Consider the following 22,162-nt stretch of genomic DNA (forward strand, 5'->3'; position numbering starts at 1 on the left):
GATTTCCGCGTGATGAGCGAAGTCGCCTAAGCACCTCATCCTCAACCGCGTTTGATCCATCGCAAGGCAGCCGCGCAAACTCCCCCGCATGATATTCGACCGGAGGCTCGCATACAGGATATCGATGTGGATCAGTTGCTATCGAACGAGACGGAAAATCCGGTGGTCATCATCGTCGATGACGACAAGGCAATTCTCCACTCCCTCAAATTCGCGCTCGACACGGAGGGGTTGGAATCCAAGGTTTACCTGAATGCCGCCGCCCTGTTGGCCGAAGGCGCATTGCCACAGCGCGGCTGCCTTGTCGTGGATTACTACCTGCCGACCATGGATGGCCTGCAATTGGTGAACCATCTGCGCGCAGCCGGCGTGACACTGCCGGCAATTCTGATGACCGTCCGGGCGACCAATGCGGTGAAGGCCCGCGCTGCGGCCCTGGGTGTCCCGATCGTCGAGAAGCCGTTTCTGGAAAACGGCCTCCTCACGGATATCCGCAACGCGATTGCCGGACAGACGCCCCCCCGATCGCCTTGAGACCATCGCCCGGCGCGGGTTGGGTTCAGCCTTCGATCGTGTCGACCGCTTTCGCCATCTCCTGGACGAGCAGGGCGAGCGCACCGGCGAGATGATCGAGCAGAATGCGGCCAGCCTCGGCCGTTGCCACCGATGCGTCGCCGGTCACGCCCTGGCTGTTCAGATCCGCCGCCTTCCAGCCAAATCCGCCCAGACGCCCATCGCCTGGATTCGCTGAGATCTGCTTGGCAACCACGTCCAGATCGACCGACTTCGAATGGAAGTCCGCCATCAGATCGGTCCGCACGAGATCGGGGCGCAAGTGCAGCATCAGGCTGGTCTCGATCGCGCCGCCATGCATCCCGTGCCGGATTTCCTCGTCGCTGAAGAGGCCTTCCGGGTAGCCCGCATCGAACCAGCTCGCATAGGCGACGAACATGCCGAGCTTGGCGCGGAGGTCCACGGCAACCGGCGCAAGCAGCCCCGTCTGGCCGCCATGGCTGTTGAAGATGATGACGCGATTGATGCCGGCGCGCCGGACGTTCACCAGCACATGCGACCAGATCCGCATGAGATGCGGCGGCTCGAAGGAAATCGTGCCGGCGAAGTCGATGTGCTCCTGCGACGTTCCCGCTGTCTGCTCCGGCAGGACCAGAAACGGCACATCCTTCGGCAGCAGTTCCAGCATGCGCGCGACGATGCCGCGATTGATGAGCGCATCGGTGCCGATCGGCAGATGCGGCCCATGTTGCTCGACGGCCGCGACGGGCAGCAGCACGACCGTCTCGCGCGGCAGAGCACCCGCCTCGAATGTCGTCAGATCAATCCATTGGCGTGAAGGCGGGAGCGTGAGGGGCATGGTTGAACTCTCTATTCCAGATCAATGATGCAATGGGCCGGAAGGCTCCGGCCACCCTCTCTCCCGCAAAGCGGGGGAGAGTTGGAGAAGGGCCTCCCAGACAGTCCGGAGCGGCTAGCCCCCTCCCGACCTCCCCCGCAAGCGGGAGAGGAGCAGGAAGGGTGGTCATCCCACGGCCTCGCCGAGCGTCACCAGCGTCAGGCTGCGCGCGGCCCGTTCGGCATCGCCCCAGTCATGCGGATCGCCGGAGAGGAGAAGCCCGGCCGCGGCGACGGCCCGGCGCAAGGCGACGTCAAACATGGCGCCGTCGAGCAGCGCCCGCACCAGCCCCGCCATGAAACGGTCCCCAGCGCCGGTCGTATCGCGCGGCTTGACCGGAAGGGCTGCCACCCTCATCAACGCATCGCCCTCGCGTGCAACGACGCCGGCTGCGCCGAGGGTGACGCAGACGCGTCCGCCGGCCGGCCGCAGGCGGGAGGCGAGCGATCGCGCCACGTCCTCGGCGCTGGCCGAAACAAGCCCCTCGCGCTCGGCGAAGGCGCGCACGACCTGACTGTTGGTGATGACGACATCGGCGCTCGCGGCGGCGCGGAATGCGGCGTCCCAGCCCCAACGCAGAAGCTCCGGCAGTTCGAGATCAAGCACGGCGAAGGCGCCCGCCTGCCGCGCACGATCGAACGTGCTCGCGAGAGCCTCGACATGGAAGAAATTCGCGACGACAGCGTCACCCGCCGCCGGCTTCAGGCTGCGTCCGATCTTGGCGAGCACGGCATCGGGAACCGGCTCGATCACGATCGCCCGTTCGCCGGCGTCATCGACCATGATCAGCGTCGCTGCCGTCTCGAGGTCGGGCAGCACGTCGATCGCCTCGGAACCGATCGATTCGTCATCGAGGCGCGCGAGCAGCTTCATGCCGATCGGATCGTCGCCGACGACGGAGGCGAGCGATACCGTCTCGCCCCAGGCGGCGAGTGCGGCGGCCGCATTGCGCGCCGGGCCGCCCGGCCCTTCCCGCTTCGCCTTGACGAATACCTTGTCGTCAGGCCCCGGCAGGCGATCGACTTCGACGATCCGGTCGAGCACCACGGTCCCGAGACAGTAGACATGCGGCCTGGTCATTCACGTTCCAATCTGACGCCGGTTTCCGCGTCGAACAGCATCACCGCACCGGCGTCCGGCATGAGTCCGACGGAGGTTCCCGTCTTCGGCGCAGCCCCGGCGGCTTCGACGGCAATCTTCTGCCCGCCGAGATCGAGATGAACAAGACGGCCACCGCCCAGATATTCCGATGAGCGCACTTCGGCCCGAAGGGCGCCGGGCGCGTCAGGCGCGACGATCGCGATCCGCTCGGGACGAAGGCCGACCACGAGATCGACGCGGTTGAAGCGGTCCATGCGGGCCGCGAGCCTGTCCTCCGGCCGCCAGATCGTATCGCCGAACAGCCAGCCGCCCTCGAAGCGCTTCAGCGCCCGCACAAGCGAGGCTGGTGGATTGCCGACGAAGCCGCCGACGAAACGCGTCGCCGGCCTCTCATAGATCGCTTCCGGCGTGCCGAGTTGCAGGATGCGCCCCTCGGCCATGACCGCGACCGTATCGGCCATGCTCATCGCCTCTTCCTGGTCATGGGTGACCATGACCGTCGTGGCGCCGACGCGCTCGTGCAGCTCGCGAATGTCGACGCGGACGCTCTTCCTGAGCACGGCGTCGAGATTGGAGAGCGGCTCGTCGAGGAGCAGCAGACGCGGCCGGATCGCCAGTGAACGGGCGAGCGCGACGCGCTGCTGCTGTCCGCCGGAGAGCTCCGACGGCATGCGCTCGCCATAGCCGCCAAGCTTCACGAGTTCCAGCGCCTCACCCACGCGCGTGGCGGCCTCGGCCTTCGGCATCGCGCGCATGTCGAGGCCGAAGCGCACATTATCGTTGACCGTCATGTGCGGGAACAGCGCGTAGCTCTGGAACACGACGCCGATATCGCGCTTGTAAGCCGGCACACCATCCAGCGACTGGCCGCCGAGATGGACGCTCCCGCCCGACGGCGCCTCGAGCCCGGCGATAATCTTGAGCAGGGTCGACTTGCCGCAGCCGCTCGGCCCAAGCAGCGCGACGAAGGCGCCCTTCGGGATCGAGAGAGAAATGTCCTTGAGCACCTCGGTTTCGCCGAAGCGCTTGGTGACCTGCTCGATCTTGAGATGGGGGGCGGCGGCCGCGCTCATGAGGCGAGCCGCGCCAGCGCGCCGAGCCCAACGAGGATCGCCTTGTTCTGGCCTGAGCCGGATTTATGCGCCTCGCCGGTGACGACATTGTCGCCGACCGAACAGACCGAGCCGCCGCGACGGCCATAAAGCGCGCAGAGCGTCAGGATCGCGGCGCTCTCACGATCGGTGTTGAGGATGCCCGCGCGGCTCCAATAGTCGATGATCTGCTTGTGCTCTTCCTGCAGGTAGCCGCCCGGCCCCGGCTTGCCCCAGCCGGTATATTCGCTGTCGCCGGAACGGGTCACGCCGACATGATAGGGGGCTGCGATCGCCTCGGCCTCGGCGACCATGGCGGCGACGACGCGGTAATCCGCGACCGCCGGATATTCGACCTTCACATGCGCCTTGGTCATGCCCTCGTCGCGCACCGCGCCCGATGAGATCACGACATCGCCGACCTTGACTTGTCTGCCCCAGCCGCCGCAGCCGCCAATGCGGATGACGGTGTCGCAATCGGTGTAGTTGAAGAGGTCCATCAGCGCGAGTTCGGCCTCCGGAGAGCCGCTACCGCCGAGCACGACCGAGACCGGCGTGCCGCGATAGGTGCCGGAGATCGTGGTGAAGAGGCCGGTGCGCGCCACCATCTCGGCGCCCTCGAGCTCGGAGGCGATCGCATCTTCCGAGGCGCCCTCGCCCACCACCAGCGGATCGCGCACGGCGAGCACAACCGATTTCGCGATTGTCTCGCGGCGAAAGCCGGTCAGCGAGGGAATGCCGTCGCGCTCGAATTTCGGCATGCGGTCGAGATAGGGATAATCAGCGCTCATGGGGTTTTCTCACAGATGCCGCGACCATTTCAGCGCGTATTCGCCCACGATCGCGGCGATCAGGATCACCGCGATGATGGTAGCGCCGATGGCCAGCGTGATGGGATCCACGCCTTCGCTGCGAAGCTGGGCGTAGAGGCGGACGGGAAAGGTGATCCAGCGCGCGCCCGCGATCAGCGACGACACGATGACGTCGTTGAACGAGATCAGCAGCGAGAAGGCGGCGCTGGTGACGAGGCCGGGCATGGCGAGCGGAATGATGACACGGCGCGCGACCGCGAAAGGCGTCGCCCCGAGGCTGGCCGCCGCCGATTCGAGCACCGGATCGATGCGCTCGAAGGTCGAAACCATGATGCGCACCGTATAGGGCACGGTAATCACAGCATGGGCCAGCACCAGCCCGACCAGCGTGCCGCTCATGCCGAGCCAGGCATAGATCTGTAAGAGCGCGATCGCCCAGACGATCAGAGGCAGGACGAGCGGTGCGAGCAGGATCGCCTCGATCCAGCGCTTGCCCGGCATGTCGAAGCGGACCAGCGCGAACGCCGCGAGCGAGCCGACGAGGATGGAGAGCGTGCCGGCGATCAGCGCGATGATCGAACTCGACGCGAGCGCGCTGCGATATTCGCCCGAGGCGGCCGCTGCTTCGTACCAATGCAGCGAGAAGCTCTGCGGCGGGAAGCGGAAGAACTTGGCGTCGTTGAACGAGGCAAGGATCAGCACCAGGATCGGTGCCAGCAGGAAGGCATAGGCGAGCACCGTCCAGATCGTCTGGGCCACCCGAGCGGCGATGGAGGGCCTCATGATGCGATCCTCCGCTTGCGAGCGATCAGCCGGTTGAACTGCGCCGTGAGGATCAGGAGCAGGCCGATCGCCACCAGCACGACGACGGCGAGCGTCGAGGCGAACGGCCAGTCGAGCACCAGCGCCGCCTGCTGATAGGCGACAGTGCCGAAGGTGGCGATCTTGCCCTGCCCCAGCACCTGCGGCGTCACGAAGGAGGTGAACGCAGCGCAGAAGACCAGCACCGACCCGGCAATAATGCCGGGCATCGCCAGCGGCAGGATCACGCGCAACCAGACGCGGACGGGCGCGGCGCCGAGCGAATTCGCCGCCGCCTCGACATCACGCGGCATGCGCGACAGCGTGTTGACCAGCGGCAGCACCATCAGCGGCAGGAAGGCCTGCACCATGCCGAGGATGACGCCCGTCGTAGTGCCGAGAAACTTGATCGACGTGTCGATGAGGCCGAACATCTTGAGCGTGCCGTTCACGACGCCGAGCGGCCCCAGAAAATGGATCATGCCGAGCGAGGGGAGCAGCGCGCCAGAGACGAGCGGCACCAGCATCAGCGCGAGCAGCAGCCCCTTGGCGCGCCCCGACCATGTCGCGATCAACCGGGCAACCGGCAGGCCGATGACGAGGCAGAGCAAAGTCGCGAGTGCGCTCATCCAGACGGTACGCCCGAAGGCCTGCACGAAATAGAGATCGTCGAGCAGCCGGCCGTAATTCTTCAGTGTCAGCCCGTCGGCCAAGAGCAGCGAGCCGGACCCTTGAGTCTTGAAGCTCGTATAGACCAGCCAGACGAAGGGCAGCAGGAACACGACCGCCGACAGCAGCACGGCAGGAAGCAGGAAGAGCGCCGCCTTCGAGGATGGGTTCGAACTGTTCATGGCACCTTCGCTGTTAGTCGGCTCCGGATAGCTCCGGCGAGCCCTCTCTCCCGCTCGCCGGGGAGAGTTGGAGAGGGGACCGCTGGACTCGGGCGGAGTCTTGCAAGCCCCCTCCCAACCTCCCCGCAAGCGGGAGAGGAGAAGGAAGGGGTCGGGCCTGCCTTACTGGCCGAGCACGTCCTTGTTCCAGCGCTGCGTCCAGTCGGCGCGCTGCGTGATCACATAAGGCCAATCCATCTGCAGCAGGCCCTTGACCTCGTCCGGCGTGTCGATCACGTCGACCGAGACATTCTCCGGCAGCTTCACGTTCTTGTTGGTCGGGCCGAAATAGAGCTGCTCGGCATAGTCCGTCTGGTTCTTCACGCCGAGTGCGAGTTCAGCGAACTTCTTGGCGAGCTCGGGATTGGGCGAGTTCTTGACGAGGCAGAGCATGTCGCGAACCAGGACCGGGCCGGGGTTCTTCGGGAAGGAGAAGCCGATATCGGGATGCGTCTTGAGCGCTGAGAGCACATAGCCGGAGATCATCGGCGCCATGGCGACTTCGCCCGCATCCATCATGGCGAAGGCTTCGTCGAGATTGGTGTAGGTGAGCGCGATCGGCTTCAGTTCGGAGACTTTCGCGAAAGCCGCATCGGCATCATGCTCGTCCTTGCCGGCAAGGCGTGCTGCAACGCCGAGCAGGCCGTCGCCCTCCGAGCCCGGATAGCTCGCCACAGCGATCTTGCCCTTGTATTCCGGCTTCCACATGTCGGCCCATTCCGGCGCATTCGGCACGAGCTTCTTGTTGTAGGCGATGCCGAGGCCGACGAGCGACATGGCGTAGCAGCCATCGTTCATGCCGTCCCAGATCTCGGTATAGAGCGGGCTCTTGGGATCGGGCGCCTCGACGACGCCGTCCTTGAGCGCCTGGGGCGCCTCGTAAATGTTGAGGAAGGCGATATCCATCGTCGGATTGGCCTTCTCGGCATAGATGCGGGCGAGGCGATCGCCGGTGCCGCCGAGCACCAGCTCGACCTTGGCGCCGGTCTCGGCCTCGAGCGGGCCGACGACGTTCTGGCGCAGCAGACGCTCGATATCGCCGCCCCAGACACCGACCACGAGGGTCTTGCCCTTGAAATCCTGAGCCATGACCGGCGAGAGGGTCATCGGCAGAGCGATCGATGCCGCAAGTGCGGCAGCCATCGCGCGGTGAGTCATTTGAGCGCGCATGTCTTTCGTTCCCCTGGTTCTTGCATGAACGGCATCCGATTGAAGCCGATCAGGGAAAACGAGAAAGTGCCGCAGTGCTGATAGTGTCTATTAGGCCGGGATTATGTCGCGCAGACCGGCTTTGCGCGAATGTAGGTTGCCGAGTTCGTTGAGTTCACCCGCAACGCGGCGCACCAGGCCTCTCAGCCAACGACTGCACGGCGATTGATGAACCCGCTCATGCCACAGCATAAAGAACTTCATGGTCTCGAACTCGGCCGGCGCCTCGATGATGGCGAAGGGCATGGTCGCGGCCATCTGCTCGGCAAACGGGCGGCTGGAGGTGAAGACGAGATCCGTGCGCGCCAGCACCGGCGGCACAAGCGTGAATTCCGGAACGGTGAGCGCGATGCGGCGCTTCTTGTCGAGTTGCGCCAGCCGTCCATCGACCGGGCTGATCGCGGCGCTGATATAGGGCGTCGGCGAGAGGTGATCGAGCGAGAGATATTCGTCGAGCGAGAGCATGCTCCGCGCGGCCATCGGATGATCGCGGCGCATGACCAGAACCATGTCGGTGTCGAACAGCGGCGCAACGCGAAGATTGTCACGTGGCATCAGCCAGTTACCGATGACGAGGTCGATCGCGCCCGATTCCATCTCGTTGAAGATTTCGCGCTCGTCCGGCGTGCCGCAGAAATCGACCTGCATCAGCGGCGCCTCGCGCCTGAGCAGTTCGACGATGCGCGGCAGGAAGAACATGCCGAGGCAATTAACGCCGTGAATGCGGATGTTGCGCGTGTCGACGGAAGGGTCGAACTGCACGTGATCGGTCACCATGCCGTCAATTTCAGCAAGGACCCGCTCAATGCGCGCGCCGAGTTCGATGCCGCGTTCGGTCGGCACGAGGCGGCTGCCGCTTCGGACGAGCAGAGGATCGCCGATGATTTCGCGCAGCCGCTTCAGCGCGAGGCTGACGGCGGGCTGGCTCTGGCCGAGAATAACGGCCGTACGCGAAACGCTGCATTCATCGAGCAGAATCTGGAATGTCCGCATCAGGCGGATATCCAGACCGTGATCCTGGTGGCGAAGCATGGCAGACCCACCTTTCCATTTTCGCTCGTAGCGAGCGCCCCCCCCTTCCGCCAGCGAAAGCACGATCCGTGCCGCCGCGCCGGCCGGACCACGATCAATCGAAATCGAAGGACCTGAACTGATGCCCCTGCTCATCCGCCAAGGCTATATCCACACCAACGACGCAGCCGGCACGGTTCTCGACAAAGGCGATGTACTGATCGTCGGCGACAAGATCGCAGCGATCGGCGCGGACCTCAGCGAGCAGGCCGCCGCCTATCCCGGGATCGAGGTGATCGAGGCAGGCAAGCGCATCGTCATGCCGGGCTTTGTCGACGCGCATATGCACTCGAATGAAGGCTTCGAGATGGGGCGCTATGACAATCTGCCCCTCGAAATCTGGCTTTCGGAGGTCTATCCGCCCTTCGGCGCGCCGACGCTGACCTGGCGCGAGCATTATCTGCGCGCCCTGCTGGTCGGCATCGTCTCGGTCCGCTCGGGCGTCACCGCGCTGCAGGACGACGTCATCAACATGGCGTTCACAGCCGATGCCGTCGACGCGACGGCCACCGCCTATCGTGACCTCGGCCTCAAGGGGTGGATCACCGCCTCGATGTGGGATGAGGGCTTCCTGAAGAGCCTGCCCTTCCTGAACCAGATCATGCCGGACGAACTGAAGGCGCGGCTGAATGCGCTGCACACGCCCGGCCGCAAGGAGCAGATCGAGCTCTTTCACGAACTGCACGGCAAGTGGCACGACAAGGATGGCATGCGCATCATCCTCGGCCCCTGCGGCCCGCAGCGCTGTTCGCCGGAACTGCTCGAAGAGGTCGCGGCACTCTCCGAGAGCATGGACCTGCCGATCCACTGCCATGTCCTGGAGACGAAGACGCAGGCCGTCACGGGTCAGGAGAAATACGGCAAGACGCTGCCGGCCTTCCTCGCCGATGTCGGCTGCATGACGCATCGCCTGACCATGAACCACGCAATCTGGCTGACCGAAGAGGACATAGCCATGATGGGCGATGTCGGCGCCTCGATCACCCATAACCCGCTCGCCAATCTGAAACTCGGCTCCGGCGTCGCACCAGTCCGCAAGCTCAAGAATGCCGGCGTCAATGTCGCGCTCGGCTGCGACGGCGTCGCCTCAGCCGATTCGGCCGACATCTTCCAGGCGATCAAGGCGGCGTCCGGCATCCACAAGATCGGCACGCATGATTATCGCCAGTGGGTTTCGGCGCACGAGGTTTATGAGATGGCGACCAGGAATGCCGCCCGCTCCAGCCTGATGCAGGATGAGGTCGGCTCGATCGAAGTCGGCAAGAAGGCCGATATCGTCCTGCTCGACCGCTATGACTGGGGCTTCCTGCCGCTGCACGACCCGATCCAGCAGATTGCCTTCAGCGCTAATTCCGACAGCGTACAGACCTCGATTGTCGACGGCCGCGTCGTCATGAAGGACCGCAAGCTCGCCCTGATCGACGAAGAGTCGATCCGCGCCGAGATTTCGGAAGCGGCCGAGCGATTCCGGCGCGATTATTGCCCGGCGATGAGCGCGGGCGCTGCTGTGGTGCGGCCCTGGCTCGACCAGATGCACACTATGGCGACGAATCGCGACGTGCCGGCCGGACATCTGCCGCTCCGCATGCCGCCCTCCACCGCCAAGGCGCTCGGCTACCCTGCCGCCGCCGAATGAACCGATTGGATTGACGAGGATATTGCCGTGAAGACCTTCAGCTTCGAGACTGTCGCGAACGCCAAGGCGTTCCAGATTTCACCGACCGACACGAACTATTTCGCGATCCTCTTCGACGAGGAAAAGGACGCGATCTCGAACATCTTCGTCATCGAGATCTTCAATCGCGGCGGCGCCACACCGCCGAACGAGCATTCGGAGGCGCATGAGTTTTTCTATGTGCTGCATGGCGAGGGTATCGCCCGCTGCGGCGATAAGGAATTGCCGATCAAGAAGGGCGACGCGCTGCTGCTCAACCCGGGCAACGAGCACGTCGTCAGGAACACCGGCGACAGCAAGCTCTACACGCTGACTGTGATGACGCCGAACCAGGGTTTCGCCGAACTGATCCGCGGCGGCACACCGATCGCGCTTGACGCCGAAGACGTCGCCGTCCTCTCCGGAAAGGCATGACCCGATGGCACCTCTGAACCGCCTCGGCTCGGCGCCGGCCAATTGCTGGCAGGTTGATGCCGGCGAGGCCAACATGGTCCGCGCGCAGGCAACACCGAGGCCCGTAAACGTCGATGCAGGCAACAAGAAGCTGACGCTCGACCTCGCGCGGACTGCGATCATCGTCATCGATATGCAGAATGATTTCTGCCACCCGGAGGGCTGGCTCGCCCATATCGGCGTCGACGTAACGCCGGCCCGCGCGCCGATCGCGCCGCTTCAGGCGCTCTTGCCGGTGCTCCGCCGCGAGAATGTGCCGGTGATCTGGCTGAACTGGGGAAACCGTCCCGACCGGCTCAACCTCTCGCCTGCCCTTCTCCACGTCTATAATGGCGACGGCGCCAGCGTCGGTCTCGGCGATCCGCTGCCCCGAAGCGGCGCCCATGTCCTGGAGCTCGGCAGTTGGTCGGCCGGTATTGTCGATGAATTGACCATCGAGCCAACGGATATTCATGTCGCGAAATACCGTATGTCCGGCTTCGTCGACACGCCCCTCGACAGTATCCTGCGCAATCTCGGCGTAACGACCGTTCTATTCGCAGGCGTCAATGCGGACCAATGCGTTCTCTGTACGCTGCAGGACGCCAATTTCCGCGGCTATGACACAATCATGCTGGAAGATTGCTCGGCGACGACGTCGCCTGAGTTCTGTATGCAGGCAACGATCTACAACGTCCGCCAATGCTTCGGCTTCGTGATCGGCTCGACCGGATTGATCGAGGGGATCGGCTGACGGTCGGGCGGTCCGGTCGGCCTGCGTCCTGCTCGATGAACTGCGATCGACCGAGAAGGATACGGAAGGTCAGCCGTCCGCCGCCAGTATTCGTGCAATATCCGGCGCAATGGTTGCCTTCACGGCCTCCTGCTGCGCGGCTGCCGAGGGATGGGTACCGTCGGCGGTCGCGCCCGGCTTCCAGTAGTCGGGGCGCTGCGGCGCGTCGCTCCAGTAGGGCAGCGGATCAATCACGCCGAGCAGCCGGTCACCAACCTGCGAAGCCATCCAGTGCCGGAAGCCAAATCGGATTTCCGCGCTCGTCAACGGATCGGCGAATGAATCCGATGGATAGACCGATTGACCGGCAAGGCTCGACCAATTGTCGGTCGAACGCGTTTTGGGTCCGGGCATGACGCCGATCGCCGGAAGGCGTCCGCCATCGCTCAGGTTGTCGGCCATTGCCGACCAGTCCTTGATGATGTCACTGAGGCTTCGATTGAGATCATTGTTACCGACCTGAAATACCAGCAGATCGGCCGCCTCATTCATGATCTGCCGCCGCACCTTGAAGGCGTCCCCGAGAAACGACGCGATGACGGAGCCGTGCATTCCGAGCTTGCCGCTATCGACGCCCAGTTTGTCAAGCCCACGTCCCAGAAAGCCGCGCTGGCCATTGAGGTCACCGCCGCTGCGCGCCTCGGCTGCCCCCATTCCGATCGAATCGACGATCAGGGCCGCTGATATCCCCCGCCGCTGTCCCACTGGGCGCGCCAGGAGCGCAGACGGGCCGAATGCAGAGCGCCCGTCCGCGAATTCTACTTTCGCATCGATCGGGATATCGTCGCCTATATTAGTGCCGAGAAGCGCTACACCTTCGCCGCGCTCGGCATTCGTCTGATATGCGACAGGAACACCCTGTTCGACATCGGATTGCACGAAGCTGTCGACATAGTAGCGGGCGCCCGCCGCGATCGTAGTGTCCGGCCAGATGATCCTGCCGACCTCGCCCGGCGCGACGCTGACGACGACTGCGGTTCTATCATGCGCTGCAACACCGAGCCGGCCGGCGGCCCCTTCAATCCTGAGCACCGCGGCGACCCGAATCGTCGCAGGACCCGGCGTCTCCGCCCCGCCGCGCTCCGGCGGCAAAGCCAGATTGACGAAGACCGCCTCCAGATCCGTCTTCTCGCATCCGGGGTTGGCAAACGCCAATCTTGAGACGGTCCACTCCGCCGCGCCTCCCGCCACAGACTTGAAGGCAAAGGGGAATTCGGCCCGGCTGCCGGCAAACATTCTGACGTGCCCATCACCGCCGCCCTCCATCGCCCGCCGCCGAAACTCGGATGCGTTGGCACCATGGGACACGAGCCAAAGGCCTGTGGCCAGCGAACTCCCCAAACCAAGAAATGCGCGTCGATTGATCCATGTCATCAAACACCTCTTGATTATGTATCGTCGCGTAACGCACAATTGTGCACAGCACTGCAACGGGATCTCAATGGGTTACCGGCCGGGGGGCGGGTGTGCGGATAGCATCTTTGGACTCAATTCGCGGCATCGCAGCACTGAGTGTGCTGATCGCGCACCTGTTTATGACTTTTCCCTCGGCCCTCGCCAGCGTCAATGTCTTTTCGCTGGAGGCATGGTACGAGCCGGCGACCTATTTTCGCTATACACCGTTGCGCGCAATCATCGGCGGCCGCCCGGCCGTCATATTGTTCTTCGTGCTTTCGGGGTTCGTTCTCTATCTATACTTCTCCCCTGGAAGAAATCCGAATTATATCCAATACTTAACACGCCGATTCTTCCGGATTTACGTGCCGTTCGCCGTATCGATCGTTGTCGCTGTACTCCTGTGCCTCCTGTCGTTCACTGAACCTGTTGGCACGCTCAGCATGTGGTTCAACGAGAAATCATGGACTGGCGAGCCGACGGCCGAACTGGTCATGCGGCACCTCCTCCTGTCTGGAGGCCAGGACGACATGACACTCAATAACGTCATGTGGAGCCTCGTCCATGAACTGAGGATATCGCTCGTATTCCCGCTCATCGTGATTATCGCGCTGAGAGGACTAATCCCGGCTGTCTTGGTTTTCGGATCGATCTGGATTGTATCGAGCGCCGCAAAGCTCTTCTTTACAGATGACAGCACGGTCCATTCGTGGCTCGACACGTTCAGCTACTCGATATTCTTCGGTGCCGGGACCCTGCTCGCTATCCACTTCGGAACTCTGGATCGTGCGATGAAGAAACTCGGCCCCGCAAGCATTTTGGGGTTGTCTCTGATTGCACTATCGCTGCTCGCTCTTCCCGCAGCGGTCCCGGGCGCCGAACTCGTCTATGGCGTCGCCGCAAGCTTCTTCATCCTATTGGCTGCCGCAAACCGAAGTGTCAGCCAAGCGCTCGATTTCCCCGCCTTGAAATGGCTTGGCCGGGTGTCCTTCAGCCTCTATCTGTTCCATCTTCCGATCTTGCTGATATTATTCCGATCTTTCCACGATACGATTCCGGACTGGCTTATCGTTGGGCTTGTGGTGGTCTTCACCCTTCTGGCGGCGGAAATCGGCTATCGCTGCATAGAGGAACCATCCATGCATTTCGGAAAGCGGCTTACCAGTGGCAAGCGCGCCGCCTCTCTGCCGCCTGCTGAAGCAAGCTGAAAAGGTCGACGCCTCTGTCGGGGAATGATTTGGCGCTGCTCCGTCACAGTGGAGAATATCCGTTCAATTGACCAAGCTTTTCGCCATAGTCATGCAAGCCAAGCGCGTGGCGTTCCTCTAAGTTAGGCGAGCCTCAAGGAACAGAACCCAGCGGTCGACATTAGGCCCGCGGGCTCTATCTTCGAGCAGAGCGCTTCGACCGACCGTCCGCCGCCTTCAGACGAAGCGGCCTGCCTGGGAGAATTGAACAATGATCGCACGTCTCAATCGACGCATGGTTCTGGGTATCGCCGCCGCCATCGCGCTCAATGCCCCCTTGGCCACCGCCCCGTTGGCCCACGCCGCCGATGCGGTCAAGGTCGGCTCCAAGATCGACACCGAGGGTTCTCTGCTCGGCAATGTCATCATCCAGGTGCTCGAGGCCAATGGCATTCCGACGGTGAATAAGGTCTCCCTCGGCAACACGAAGATCGTGCGCGGCGCGATCACGGCCGGCGAGATCGATATTTATCCCGAGTATACGGGCAACGGCGCCTTCTTCTTTTCCGTCGATACGGATCCGGCCTGGAAGGATGCCAAGGCTGGCTACGACAAGGTCAAGCAGCTCGATTACGACGCCAACAAGATCGTCTGGCTTACGCCGGCGCCTGCCGACAATACATGGGTCATCGCTGTCCGCAAGGATGTCGCCGACGCCAACAACCTGAAATCGCTCGAAGATTTTGCGAAGTGGATCAATGGCGGCGGCACCTTCAAGATCGCTGCCTCCGCTGAGTTCGTCGAGAGCCCGGCCGCCCTGCCGGCGTTCCAGTCCGCCTATGGCTTCAAGCTCGGTCAGGACCAGATCCTGACGCTCGCCGGCGGCGACACGACCACCTTCATCAAGGCGGCCGCCGAGCAGACGTCCGGCGTCAATGGCTCGCTCGCCTATGGCACCGATGGCGCGCTGGCGGCACTGGACCTCGTCGCCCTCACGGACGACAAGGGCGTACAGCCGGTCTACGCCCCGACGCCGATCATCCGCGAAGCGGTGCTGACGGCTTATCCGCAGATCAAGGACGTGCTCGATCCGGTGTTCAAGTCCTTCGATGCGCCGACCCTGCAGGCGCTGAATGCCAAGATTGCGGTCGATGGCCAGGATGCGAAGGCCGTTGCGGCCGAGTATCTGAAGTCGAAGGGTTTCGTGAAGTAGTTCGATACGGCTCGTCGCGGCCGGTGCCATCCCGGCCGCGACGATCATGGACGGCGGTTCTGGTCCAAAGGTAGTCGCCCCACCAGACCGGGGTAGAGATTGCCGCGCTGGGACCAGTCGTGAGAGATTGCGCGGCACCCCCTGCTCCCACGGGCTTGCAGCCTACTGCCTCGCCCCATTAGCAATGTCGAAGACGGGTCCGTATGCAGCCGCTTCTCGCCTCCGACACGGATGTGGCGCCCGAACGCGGGTATTTGAGGAACCGCGTGCTGCTGGTGCTCGTGCTGATCGCGCTCGCCGGGGGCTTCGGCCTCAGTTTCCTGACGCATGCACCAAACCGGCTGATCTCGGGTCGACCGGTCGCATGGAGTGCCATCCTCGCTGATGGTCGGTTCCTCTGCCTGCTTCCCGGGCTCGCGCTTCTCATCGGGCCGTTCCTGCGCCAGATCAGAACGAACCACATATTGATCGCGCTCATCGGCGCGGCCTTTGCGGCGCTGCTGTTCTGGCTGGCGGGCGATGCGGCGTCACGGCTCGCCGATCCGGCGTCGACATCGGCGCGAACGTCATTTGGGGGTGCCTTCTGGGTGATCGAGGCCATCACGGCACTGGCGATCGCGGACGCCCTGCAGCGCGCCGGATTCGGGCCGGCGACCCGCATCGGCATCAGTCTGATCCTGGTTGTCCCGATCGCGCTGGTCCTGGTTTCCGGTTCTGCCGACCAGCTATCGATCATGAAGGAATATGCCACCCGGCGCGACGTTTTCGGCGCGGCGGTCGTGACCCATATCCAGATCGTCGCCATGACGCTCGTGCCGACGCTCCTGATCGGCGTACCGCTCGGCATACTCGCCTTTCGCCGTCCTTCGTTGCGCGGGCCGCTCTTCGCGGTCCTCAACATCATCCAGACGATCCCCTCGATCGCGCTGTTCGGCCTGCTGATCGCGCCTCTCGCCGGCCTCGTCGCGACGTTTCCGGTGCTCAGCCAGTTCGGCATTTCGGGGATAGGCGTCGCGCCGGCCGTCATAGCGCTGACGCTCTATTCTCTGCTGCCGATCGTTCGCAATACCTCCGCGGGCCTCGAGCAGGTGCCCGGCGCCGTCATCGACGCCGCGAGCGGCATGGGCCTGACACCGTCGCAGATCTTCAGAAGCGTCGAGATTCCGCTTGCCCTGCCCGTCTTTCTCGCCGGCCTCCGCGTCACCATCGTGCAGGCGGTTGGGTTGACGGCCGTGGCGGCGCTGATCGGCGCGGGCGGATTGGGCGCCATCATCTTCCAGGGCCTCGGATCGAGCGCACTCGACCTCGTCCTGCTCGGGGTCGTGCCGCTGATCGCGCTGGCCGTCATCGTCGATGCGAGCCTGAAACTCGTCATCTCCATCCTGAAGGGTCGTGCCGCATGATCGATTTCGAACACGTCGGAAAGACCTATGGCGGCTGGCAGGCGATCGAAGATCTCTCGCTCTCGATCGCAGAGGGCGAGTTCTGCGTGCTCATCGGACCCTCCGGATCCGGCAAGACAACGACGCTCAAGATGATCAACCGGCTGATCGAACATGATTCCGGCCGCATCCTATTTGCGGGCGCTGAAATACGCTCGTTCAAGCCGGAAGAGCTGCGCCGGCGCATGGGCTATGCGATCCAGTCGATTGGACTTTTCCCGCATTGGACGGTGGAAGAGAATATCGGCACCGTTCCATCGCTTCTGAAATGGCCCAAGGCGAAGATCCGCGACCGCGTCACGGAACTGCTGGAACTCCTGAACCTCGATCCCGCCCAATATCGGGACCGTTATCCGCACCATCTCTCGGGTGGTCAGCAACAGCGCATCGGCGTTGCCCGTGCGCTCGCCGCAGATCCCGACGTGCTGCTCATGGATGAGCCGTTCGGCGCGCTCGACCCGGTGACGCGCGATACGCTGCAACTCGAGATGCTGCGGATCCACAAGGCGTCCGGCAAGACCATCGTCCTGGTAACCCACGATATTGACGAGGCAATCCGTCTCGGCTCGCGCATCGTGATCCTCGATGGCGGGCGGATCGTGCAATCGGGGTCGCCGCGCGACATACTGGCCCGGCCCGCGAACGATTTCGTATCCGATTTCGTCGGCCGCGAAGATATCGGCATCAAGCTGCTGTCGATCGAGACCGTCTCGTCACGCGTAAGGCGGGACGGGAGCGCTTCTGGCGAACCGATCGCTGCCACCGCAACGCTTCGCAACGCCCTTTCAACCCTCGTTGCGCGCGGCGTTGACAGCCTGCCCGTCGCTGACAGTGATGGCAGCCCGCTTGGCGCCATCCACCTTGCAGATCTGGTCGGACCGCACCCATGAGCGAGATCGCAGCCTCGCCCCATCGGCCGGCGCTAGAATCCTGGCTGCGCGATCCCCTGCCATGGGCGTTCCTGCTTCTATTGGCACTCGTCTTCGGCATGCCCGCGCTGAAGCCGGTCTTTGCCTTCCTGTTTCCGGGCCAGGAACGCCCGCTCTACGAGCAGGACAGTTTCTGGTCGCTGACGCTCGCCCATCTCTGGCTGGTCGGTGTTTCCAGCTCGATATCCGTCATCATCGGGGTTGCCGCCGGCATCTTCGTCACTCGTCCGGCGGGGCGGGAATTCCGGCCGCTGATCGAGACCATCGTCGCGACAGGACAGACCTTTCCGCCTGTCGCCGTTCTCGCCGTTGCGGTGCCGCTGCTCGGCTTCGGGCCGGCCCCCGCGCTGATCGCCCTTGCGCTCTACGGCCTGCTTCCCGTCACCGAGGCGACGGTCGCAGGGCTTGAATCAGTACCGGAAGCAGCGTGCGAAGCCGCGCGCGGGCTGGGTTTCGGCCATCTTGGTCGACTTCTGCGCGTCGAGTTGCCGTTGGCGGCGCCCGTCGTGATCGCCGGCATTCGCACGTCGGTCATCATCAATATCGGCACCGCCGCGATTGCCTCCACAGTCGGGGCCAAGACGCTGGGCCTCCCCATCATCATCGGCCTCAGCGGCTTCAATACGGCCTATGTCCTGCAAGGCGCTCTGATCGTCGGCACGCTCGCCGTGGTGATCGACCTCGCCTTCGAACGCCTGGGCGGGTTCATCAGCCGTTGGAAGCGAGGCTGAACCAGGCGGTCGCACAGAATTGTGTTGAGGCATGCCGCGACGAGCGCGAAGTTCACGGCAGTCGACGCCCCGGCTTGACCTGAATCATGTGTCTTCGCGTCTGGACTGTTATTGTCGATCTATATTGAATGGCTAAGGTCGACGGCCAGACCGACTATCGGCGGGGGAACGCGGATACTGGTTCAGGCGTTGGCGGTCGGGACAGAGCTGTTTGGACAAGGAGACCTCCATGAGTGAACCGAGCGACGAAGCGATCCGCGTGAAGGCCTACGAACTCTGGCTTGCCGATGGCCAACCGCATGGCCAGCACGACGAGCATTGGCACCGCGCGCGGCTGCTTCTGATCGAAATGGCCGAGACCGCCAAGACGAAGGTTGGCAAGGCCGCCGCCAAACTCGCCAAGGCAATCCATCCCACTGAAATCGCTGAGGAACCAGCGCCGAAGAAGAAGCGTGCCGCGAAGGCCAAGGCCGTGGAGGCTGAGCCTGCCGCAGCCGTCGTGACGCCGCCGACGACAGCCGTGGTCGCGGAAGCGTCAGCCGCCGAGGCCACCGCGCCGAAGACGGATGCGATCGAGGCCAAGGTGGAAACGTTCGAAACGGCCGAGACAGCCCCGAAGAAGGCAGCCAGCAAGACTGCGAAGACGGCTAATGGAAAGGCCGCGACTGCCCCCAAGGCGTCCAAGACCGCCAAGACTCCGAAGCCGGCCAGCCACGCCTGAACCGGCCCTCGCGGCGCACGAAACGAAGGCAACAGAGGTTCGTTTCGTGCTTGCCGCGTTGCATTTGGCGTTGCTTCCATTGCCTTCAATAGCAGGCAACCCTCGTCTCTACCGAGCGATGGTAGGATCTGCTTTGGGCTTGGCGGGTGATCCAGCGCGGCGGAGACGATCGGAGACGCCGCGAACGACGACGTAGAATAGCGGCACGAAAAAGATGCCGATCACGGTCGCCGCGAGCATGCCGCCCATCACGCCGACGCCGACGGCGTTCTGGGCAGCGGACCCCGCACCTGTCGCGATCGCCAGCGGCAAGACGCCGAGGATGAAGGCGAGCGACGTCATCAGGATCGGGCGCAGGCGCATCCGCGCCGCATGCAGGGTCGCCTCGACCAGGCCCTTGCCGGCCGCCTGCTGATCCTTCGCGAACTCGACGATCAGGATCGCATTCTTCGCCGCGAGACCGATCGTCGTGAGAAGGCCGACCTTGAAATAGACGTCGTTCGACTGGCCAAAGAGCTTGGCGGCGATGAGCGCCCCGAGCACGCCGATCGGCACGGCCAGGATGACGGAGAAGGGGATCGACCAGCTCTCATAGAGGGCGGCGAGGCAGAGAAACACGACCAGGATCGAAATCGCATAAAGCGCGGGCGCCTGGTTGCCGGAGAGGCGTTCCTGATAGGAGAGACCGGTCCAGGCCGTCGTGAACCCGCCGGGCAGCGATGCAACGATCCGATCCATCTCGTCCATGGCAGCGCCCGAACTGACGCCGGGGGCAGCCGAACCCTGGATGCCGATCGCGGAAATTCCGTCATAGCGATCGAGATTGGGGGAGCCAAACGTCCATTCCGTCGACATGAAGGCCGAGAAAGGCACCATGTCGCCGCTGGCGTTCTTGACGTACCAGCGATTGAGGCTTTCGGGCTGCATACGAAACGGCGCATCGGCCTGGACATAGACGGGCTTGATCTTGCCGCGATCGATGAAATCATTGACGTAGGAGCCGGCGAACGCGGTCGAGAGCGTCGTATTGATGGCGGCAAGGTCGATGCCCAGTGCCGTCGCCTTCTCCTGATCGATATTGATCTTGAACTGCGCGCGGTCATCCTGCCCGTTCTGGCGCACACCGAACAGGAGCGAGCTCTTGGCGGCCGCCTGGAGGAGCTGGTCGCGCGCCGCCATCAGCGCGTCATGGCCGGCATTGCCAGTGTCCTGCAGATACATTTCGAAGCCGCCGGAGTTGCCCATATTGGGCAGGGCCGGCGGGGTGAGCGCGAAAACCTGGGCGTCGCGGATCTTCGAGAAAGCGCCCATGGCACGCGCTGCCACGGCTTGGGCCGAAAGCCGCTTGTCGGTCCGCTCGTCGAAATCCTTGAGCTTGACGAAGGCCATGGCCGCATTCTGGCCGCTACCGCCGAAGCTGAAGCCTAAGGCCGAGAACACGCTGACGACCGCATCCTTCTCCTGGTTCAGGAAATAATCCTCGACCTGATTGATGACGGCCTTGGTCCGCTCCTCGGTCGCCCCGTTGGGCAACTGGATCATCGTCATCAGCATGCCCTGGTCCTCCTCCGGAATAAAGGATGACGGCAGGCTGGTGAAAAGCGCATAGACGCCGCCGATCATCAGCACGAAAATGGCGAGGACGCGCAGCGGGCGCTTGATGATGCCGTGCACGCCACGCTCATAGCGGCGTGCCCCGCGATCGAAGGTTCGGTTGAACCAGCCGAAGAGACCCTTGCGCTCATGGTGGCCCGATACCGGCTTCAGCATGGTGGCGCAGAGGGCCGGCGTGAGGACCAGCGCCACCAGCACGGAAAATAGCATGGCGGACACGATCGTGACGGAAAACTGCCGATAGATCACGCCGACCGAGCCGCTGAAGAAGGCCATCGGAATGAAGACCGCCGAGAGCACCAGCGCGATGCCGATCAGTGCGCCGGTGATTTCCTTCATTGATTTCTGCGTCGCCTCGCGCGGGCCCAGCCCCTCCTGCGCCATGACGCGCTCGACATTCTCGACCACGACGATCGCGTCGTCGACGAGCAGGCCGATCGCCAGCACCATCGCGAACATCGTCAGCGTGTTGATCGAGAAGCCGGCAATAGCGAGAACGCCAAATGTCCCCAGCAGGACGACGGGCACCGCGATCGTCGGGATCAGCGTCGCGCGGATATTCTGCAGGAAGACGAACATGACGATGAAGACGAGCACGACGGCCTCGAACAGCGTCTCGATGACCTTTTCGATCGAGAGCTCGACGAACGGCGTCGTGTCATAGGCGTAGACGACCTCGATATTCGAAGGCAGACTGCCCGAAAGCCGGTCGATGGCGGTGCGCACGCGTGCGGCCGTATCGATCGCGTTGGCGCCGATCGCGAGGTTGATGCCGAAGCCGGCGGCGGGCTTGCCATTATACTGGCCGCTTGAGCCATAGCTCTCCGCGCCGATCTCCACCCGGGCCACATCGTCGATACGGACGACGGAGCCGTCGGTTGCGGTCTTCAGGATGATGTTGCGGAACTGCTCTGGCGTGGTGAGTTGGCTCTGGGCGGTGATCGAGACATTGATCTGCTGGCCGCTCGCAATCGGGGCGCCACCGAGCGAGCCGGCCGAGACCTGGGCGTTCTGGGCCTTGATGGCGGTCGAGACGTCGCCTGGCGTCAGTTCGAACTTGGCGAGCTTGTCCGGATCGAGCCAGATGCGCATCGCAAAGCCCGAGCCGAACAGTTGCATGCCGCCAACGCCTTCGACGCGCTTGATCGTGTCCTCGAAATTGCTGGTGACGTAATCGCCCAGTTCCAGCGCCGACAGGCTGCCATCGGTCGAGACGAGATTGGCGACCATCAGAATGCTCGACGTCGAGCGCGTCACCGTGATGCCCTGATTGACCACGGCGTCGGGCAGCGACGACTGGACCAGTTGCAGCTTGTTCTGAACGTCGACCTGGGCGATGTCGGGATCGGCGGTGCTGTTGAAGGTCAGCGTGATCGTGGCGCTGCCGCTCGCGGAACTGGAGGACGACATGTAGTCCAGATTCTCGATGCCGGTCATGCCCTGTTCGATGACCTTGGTCACCGAGTTCTCGACGGTCTCGGCCGTCGCGCCGGGATAGGTGGCGCTGATGCGGACCGTGGTGGGTGCGACGTTGGGATATTGCGCGATCGAGAGCGAATAGATGCCAAGCAACCCGCCGAGCATGATCGTGATCGCGATCACCCAGGCGAAGATCGGGCGGTTGATGAAGAACTGGGCCATGGA

20 protein-coding genes are annotated in these 22,162 nt (G+C 63.6%); 10 read left to right on the forward strand and 10 right to left on the reverse strand.

Annotated elements, in window-relative coordinates; genetic code table 11:
- Positions 1-126: 126 nt before the first annotated feature.
- Positions 127-534 (forward strand): response regulator, encoded by a 408-nt coding sequence (locus tag QO014_RS11405; protein ID WP_266348833.1) that lies wholly within the window; start codon positions 127-129, stop codon positions 532-534.
- A 25-nt stretch (positions 535-559) separates the two neighbouring features.
- On the opposite strand, the gene QO014_RS11410 is transcribed toward QO014_RS11405, so the two are convergent.
- From QO014_RS11410 to QO014_RS11445, 8 genes are all read right to left on the reverse strand, one after another.
- Entirely contained in the window at positions 560-1,372 is an 813-nt protein-coding gene (locus tag QO014_RS11410; RefSeq protein WP_266348834.1) for a creatininase family protein, read from the reverse strand.
- A 165-nt stretch (positions 1,373-1,537) separates the two neighbouring features.
- Positions 1,538-2,491 carry a carbohydrate kinase family protein gene (locus QO014_RS11415; protein WP_266348835.1) on the reverse strand — a complete coding sequence of 318 codons (954 nt, stop codon included), beginning with the start codon at positions 2,489-2,491 and terminating at the stop codon, positions 1,538-1,540.
- Positions 2,488-3,585 carry an ABC transporter ATP-binding protein gene (locus QO014_RS11420; RefSeq protein WP_266348836.1) on the reverse strand — a complete coding sequence of 366 codons (1,098 nt, stop codon included), beginning with the start codon at positions 3,583-3,585 and terminating at the stop codon, positions 2,488-2,490. Before QO014_RS11420 ends, QO014_RS11415 begins: the two co-directional genes overlap by 4 nt.
- The gene (locus tag QO014_RS11425; RefSeq protein ID WP_266348837.1) at positions 3,582-4,394 is read right to left on the reverse strand and encodes a nucleoside phosphorylase; all 813 of its coding nucleotides are present in this window, start codon (positions 4,392-4,394) and stop codon (positions 3,582-3,584) included. The genes QO014_RS11420 and QO014_RS11425 overlap by 4 nt, the downstream gene beginning before the upstream one ends.
- Positions 4,395-4,403: 9 nt before the next feature.
- Positions 4,404-5,198 carry an ABC transporter permease gene (locus tag QO014_RS11430; RefSeq protein ID WP_266348838.1) on the reverse strand — a complete coding sequence of 265 codons (795 nt, stop codon included), beginning with the start codon at positions 5,196-5,198 and terminating at the stop codon, positions 4,404-4,406.
- Positions 5,195-6,067, reverse strand: coding sequence for an ABC transporter permease (locus QO014_RS11435; protein WP_266348839.1), 873 nt, complete (start codon positions 6,065-6,067; stop codon positions 5,195-5,197). Before QO014_RS11435 ends, QO014_RS11430 begins: the two co-directional genes overlap by 4 nt.
- A 162-nt stretch (positions 6,068-6,229) precedes the next feature.
- On the reverse strand, positions 6,230-7,249 hold the full coding sequence (locus tag QO014_RS11440) for an extracellular solute-binding protein (RefSeq protein ID WP_266348840.1): 1,020 nt from the start codon (positions 7,247-7,249) through the stop codon (positions 6,230-6,232).
- Between the two features lie 117 nt (positions 7,250-7,366).
- Complete coding sequence (locus QO014_RS11445) at positions 7,367-8,347, reverse strand: LysR family transcriptional regulator (RefSeq protein WP_266348841.1); 981 nt, start codon at positions 8,345-8,347, stop codon at positions 7,367-7,369.
- A gap of 121 nt (positions 8,348-8,468) precedes the next feature.
- On the opposite strand from QO014_RS11445, the gene QO014_RS11450 reads away from it, so the two are divergent.
- The 3 genes from QO014_RS11450 to QO014_RS11460 are packed head-to-tail and all read left to right on the forward strand — an operon-like array spanning position 8,469 to position 11,247.
- Positions 8,469-10,022 (forward strand): amidohydrolase family protein, encoded by a 1,554-nt coding sequence (locus QO014_RS11450; protein WP_266348842.1) that lies wholly within the window; start codon positions 8,469-8,471, stop codon positions 10,020-10,022.
- Between the two features lie 27 nt (positions 10,023-10,049).
- Complete coding sequence (locus QO014_RS11455; RefSeq protein ID WP_266348843.1) at positions 10,050-10,475, forward strand: cupin domain-containing protein; 426 nt, start codon at positions 10,050-10,052, stop codon at positions 10,473-10,475.
- 4 nt (positions 10,476-10,479) lie between these two features.
- The gene (locus QO014_RS11460) at positions 10,480-11,247 is read left to right on the forward strand and encodes a cysteine hydrolase family protein (RefSeq protein WP_266348844.1); all 768 of its coding nucleotides are present in this window, start codon (positions 10,480-10,482) and stop codon (positions 11,245-11,247) included.
- A gap of 69 nt (positions 11,248-11,316) precedes the next feature.
- Here the strand turns inward: QO014_RS11460 and QO014_RS11465 are convergent, their stop codons facing one another.
- Complete coding sequence (locus tag QO014_RS11465) at positions 11,317-12,660, reverse strand: SGNH/GDSL hydrolase family protein (RefSeq protein WP_266348845.1); 1,344 nt, start codon at positions 12,658-12,660, stop codon at positions 11,317-11,319.
- Positions 12,661-12,767: 107 nt separating this feature from the next.
- Between QO014_RS11465 and QO014_RS11470 the strand changes: the two genes are divergently transcribed.
- From QO014_RS11470 to QO014_RS11495, 6 genes are all read left to right on the forward strand, one after another.
- Positions 12,768-13,889 (forward strand): acyltransferase family protein, encoded by a 1,122-nt coding sequence (locus tag QO014_RS11470; protein WP_266348846.1) that lies wholly within the window; start codon positions 12,768-12,770, stop codon positions 13,887-13,889.
- Between the two features lie 274 nt (positions 13,890-14,163).
- A complete protein-coding gene (gene osmF, locus QO014_RS11475) occupies positions 14,164-15,081 on the forward strand; it encodes a glycine betaine ABC transporter substrate-binding protein OsmF (protein WP_266349305.1) in 918 nt (305 codons plus the stop codon).
- A gap of 203 nt (positions 15,082-15,284) precedes the next feature.
- A complete protein-coding gene (locus tag QO014_RS11480; protein ID WP_266348847.1) occupies positions 15,285-16,484 on the forward strand; it encodes an ABC transporter permease in 1,200 nt (399 codons plus the stop codon).
- Positions 16,481-17,413, forward strand: coding sequence for an ABC transporter ATP-binding protein (locus QO014_RS11485; RefSeq protein WP_266348848.1), 933 nt, complete (start codon positions 16,481-16,483; stop codon positions 17,411-17,413). The genes QO014_RS11480 and QO014_RS11485 overlap by 4 nt, the downstream gene beginning before the upstream one ends.
- Complete coding sequence (locus QO014_RS11490; RefSeq protein WP_266348849.1) at positions 17,410-18,183, forward strand: ABC transporter permease; 774 nt, start codon at positions 17,410-17,412, stop codon at positions 18,181-18,183. The genes QO014_RS11485 and QO014_RS11490 overlap by 4 nt, the downstream gene beginning before the upstream one ends.
- A gap of 229 nt (positions 18,184-18,412) precedes the next feature.
- Positions 18,413-18,904: a DUF2934 domain-containing protein gene (locus tag QO014_RS11495; RefSeq protein WP_266348850.1), complete on the forward strand. Its 492-nt coding sequence runs from the start codon at positions 18,413-18,415 to the stop codon at positions 18,902-18,904.
- A 108-nt stretch (positions 18,905-19,012) separates the two neighbouring features.
- On the opposite strand, the gene QO014_RS11500 is transcribed toward QO014_RS11495, so the two are convergent.
- Positions 19,013-22,159, reverse strand: a complete 3,147-nt coding sequence (locus tag QO014_RS11500; protein ID WP_266348851.1) for an efflux RND transporter permease subunit — start codon at positions 22,157-22,159, stop codon at positions 19,013-19,015.
- Positions 22,160-22,162: the final 3 nt, after the last annotated feature.

The organism is Kaistia dalseonensis, from assembly GCF_030814715.1.
GTDB lineage: Bacteria > Pseudomonadota > Alphaproteobacteria > Rhizobiales > Kaistiaceae > Kaistia > Kaistia dalseonensis.

What these genes read in the sequence shown, in the direction of transcription:
- QO014_RS11410 (WP_266348834.1), bottom strand. Translation starts at nt 1,372, where the DNA reads ATGCCCCTCACGCTCCCGCCTTCACGCCAATGGATTGATCTGACGACA.
- QO014_RS11415 (WP_266348835.1), bottom strand. Translation starts at nt 2,491, where the DNA reads ATGACCAGGCCGCATGTCTACTGTCTCGGGACCGTGGTGCTCGACCGG.
- QO014_RS11420 (WP_266348836.1), bottom strand. Translation starts at nt 3,585, where the DNA reads ATGAGCGCGGCCGCCGCCCCCCATCTCAAGATCGAGCAGGTCACCAAG.
- QO014_RS11425 (WP_266348837.1), bottom strand. Translation starts at nt 4,394, where the DNA reads ATGAGCGCTGATTATCCCTATCTCGACCGCATGCCGAAATTCGAGCGC.
- QO014_RS11430 (WP_266348838.1), bottom strand. Translation starts at nt 5,198, where the DNA reads ATGAGGCCCTCCATCGCCGCTCGGGTGGCCCAGACGATCTGGACGGTG.
- QO014_RS11435 (WP_266348839.1), bottom strand. Translation starts at nt 6,067, where the DNA reads ATGAACAGTTCGAACCCATCCTCGAAGGCGGCGCTCTTCCTGCTTCCT.
- QO014_RS11440 (WP_266348840.1), bottom strand. Translation starts at nt 7,249, where the DNA reads ATGGCTGCCGCACTTGCGGCATCGATCGCTCTGCCGATGACCCTCTCG.
- QO014_RS11445 (WP_266348841.1), bottom strand. Translation starts at nt 8,347, where the DNA reads ATGCTTCGCCACCAGGATCACGGTCTGGATATCCGCCTGATGCGGACA.
- QO014_RS11450 (WP_266348842.1), top strand. Translation starts at nt 8,469, where the DNA reads ATGCCCCTGCTCATCCGCCAAGGCTATATCCACACCAACGACGCAGCC.
- QO014_RS11460 (WP_266348844.1), top strand. Translation starts at nt 10,480, where the DNA reads ATGGCACCTCTGAACCGCCTCGGCTCGGCGCCGGCCAATTGCTGGCAG.
- QO014_RS11465 (WP_266348845.1), bottom strand. Translation starts at nt 12,660, where the DNA reads ATGACATGGATCAATCGACGCGCATTTCTTGGTTTGGGGAGTTCGCTG.
- osmF (WP_266349305.1), top strand. Translation starts at nt 14,164, where the DNA reads ATGGTTCTGGGTATCGCCGCCGCCATCGCGCTCAATGCCCCCTTGGCC.
- QO014_RS11480 (WP_266348847.1), top strand. Translation starts at nt 15,285, where the DNA reads ATGCAGCCGCTTCTCGCCTCCGACACGGATGTGGCGCCCGAACGCGGG.
- QO014_RS11485 (WP_266348848.1), top strand. Translation starts at nt 16,481, where the DNA reads ATGATCGATTTCGAACACGTCGGAAAGACCTATGGCGGCTGGCAGGCG.
- QO014_RS11490 (WP_266348849.1), top strand. Translation starts at nt 17,410, where the DNA reads ATGAGCGAGATCGCAGCCTCGCCCCATCGGCCGGCGCTAGAATCCTGG.
- QO014_RS11495 (WP_266348850.1), top strand. Translation starts at nt 18,413, where the DNA reads ATGAGTGAACCGAGCGACGAAGCGATCCGCGTGAAGGCCTACGAACTC.
- QO014_RS11500 (WP_266348851.1), bottom strand. Translation starts at nt 22,159, where the DNA reads ATGGCCCAGTTCTTCATCAACCGCCCGATCTTCGCCTGGGTGATCGCG.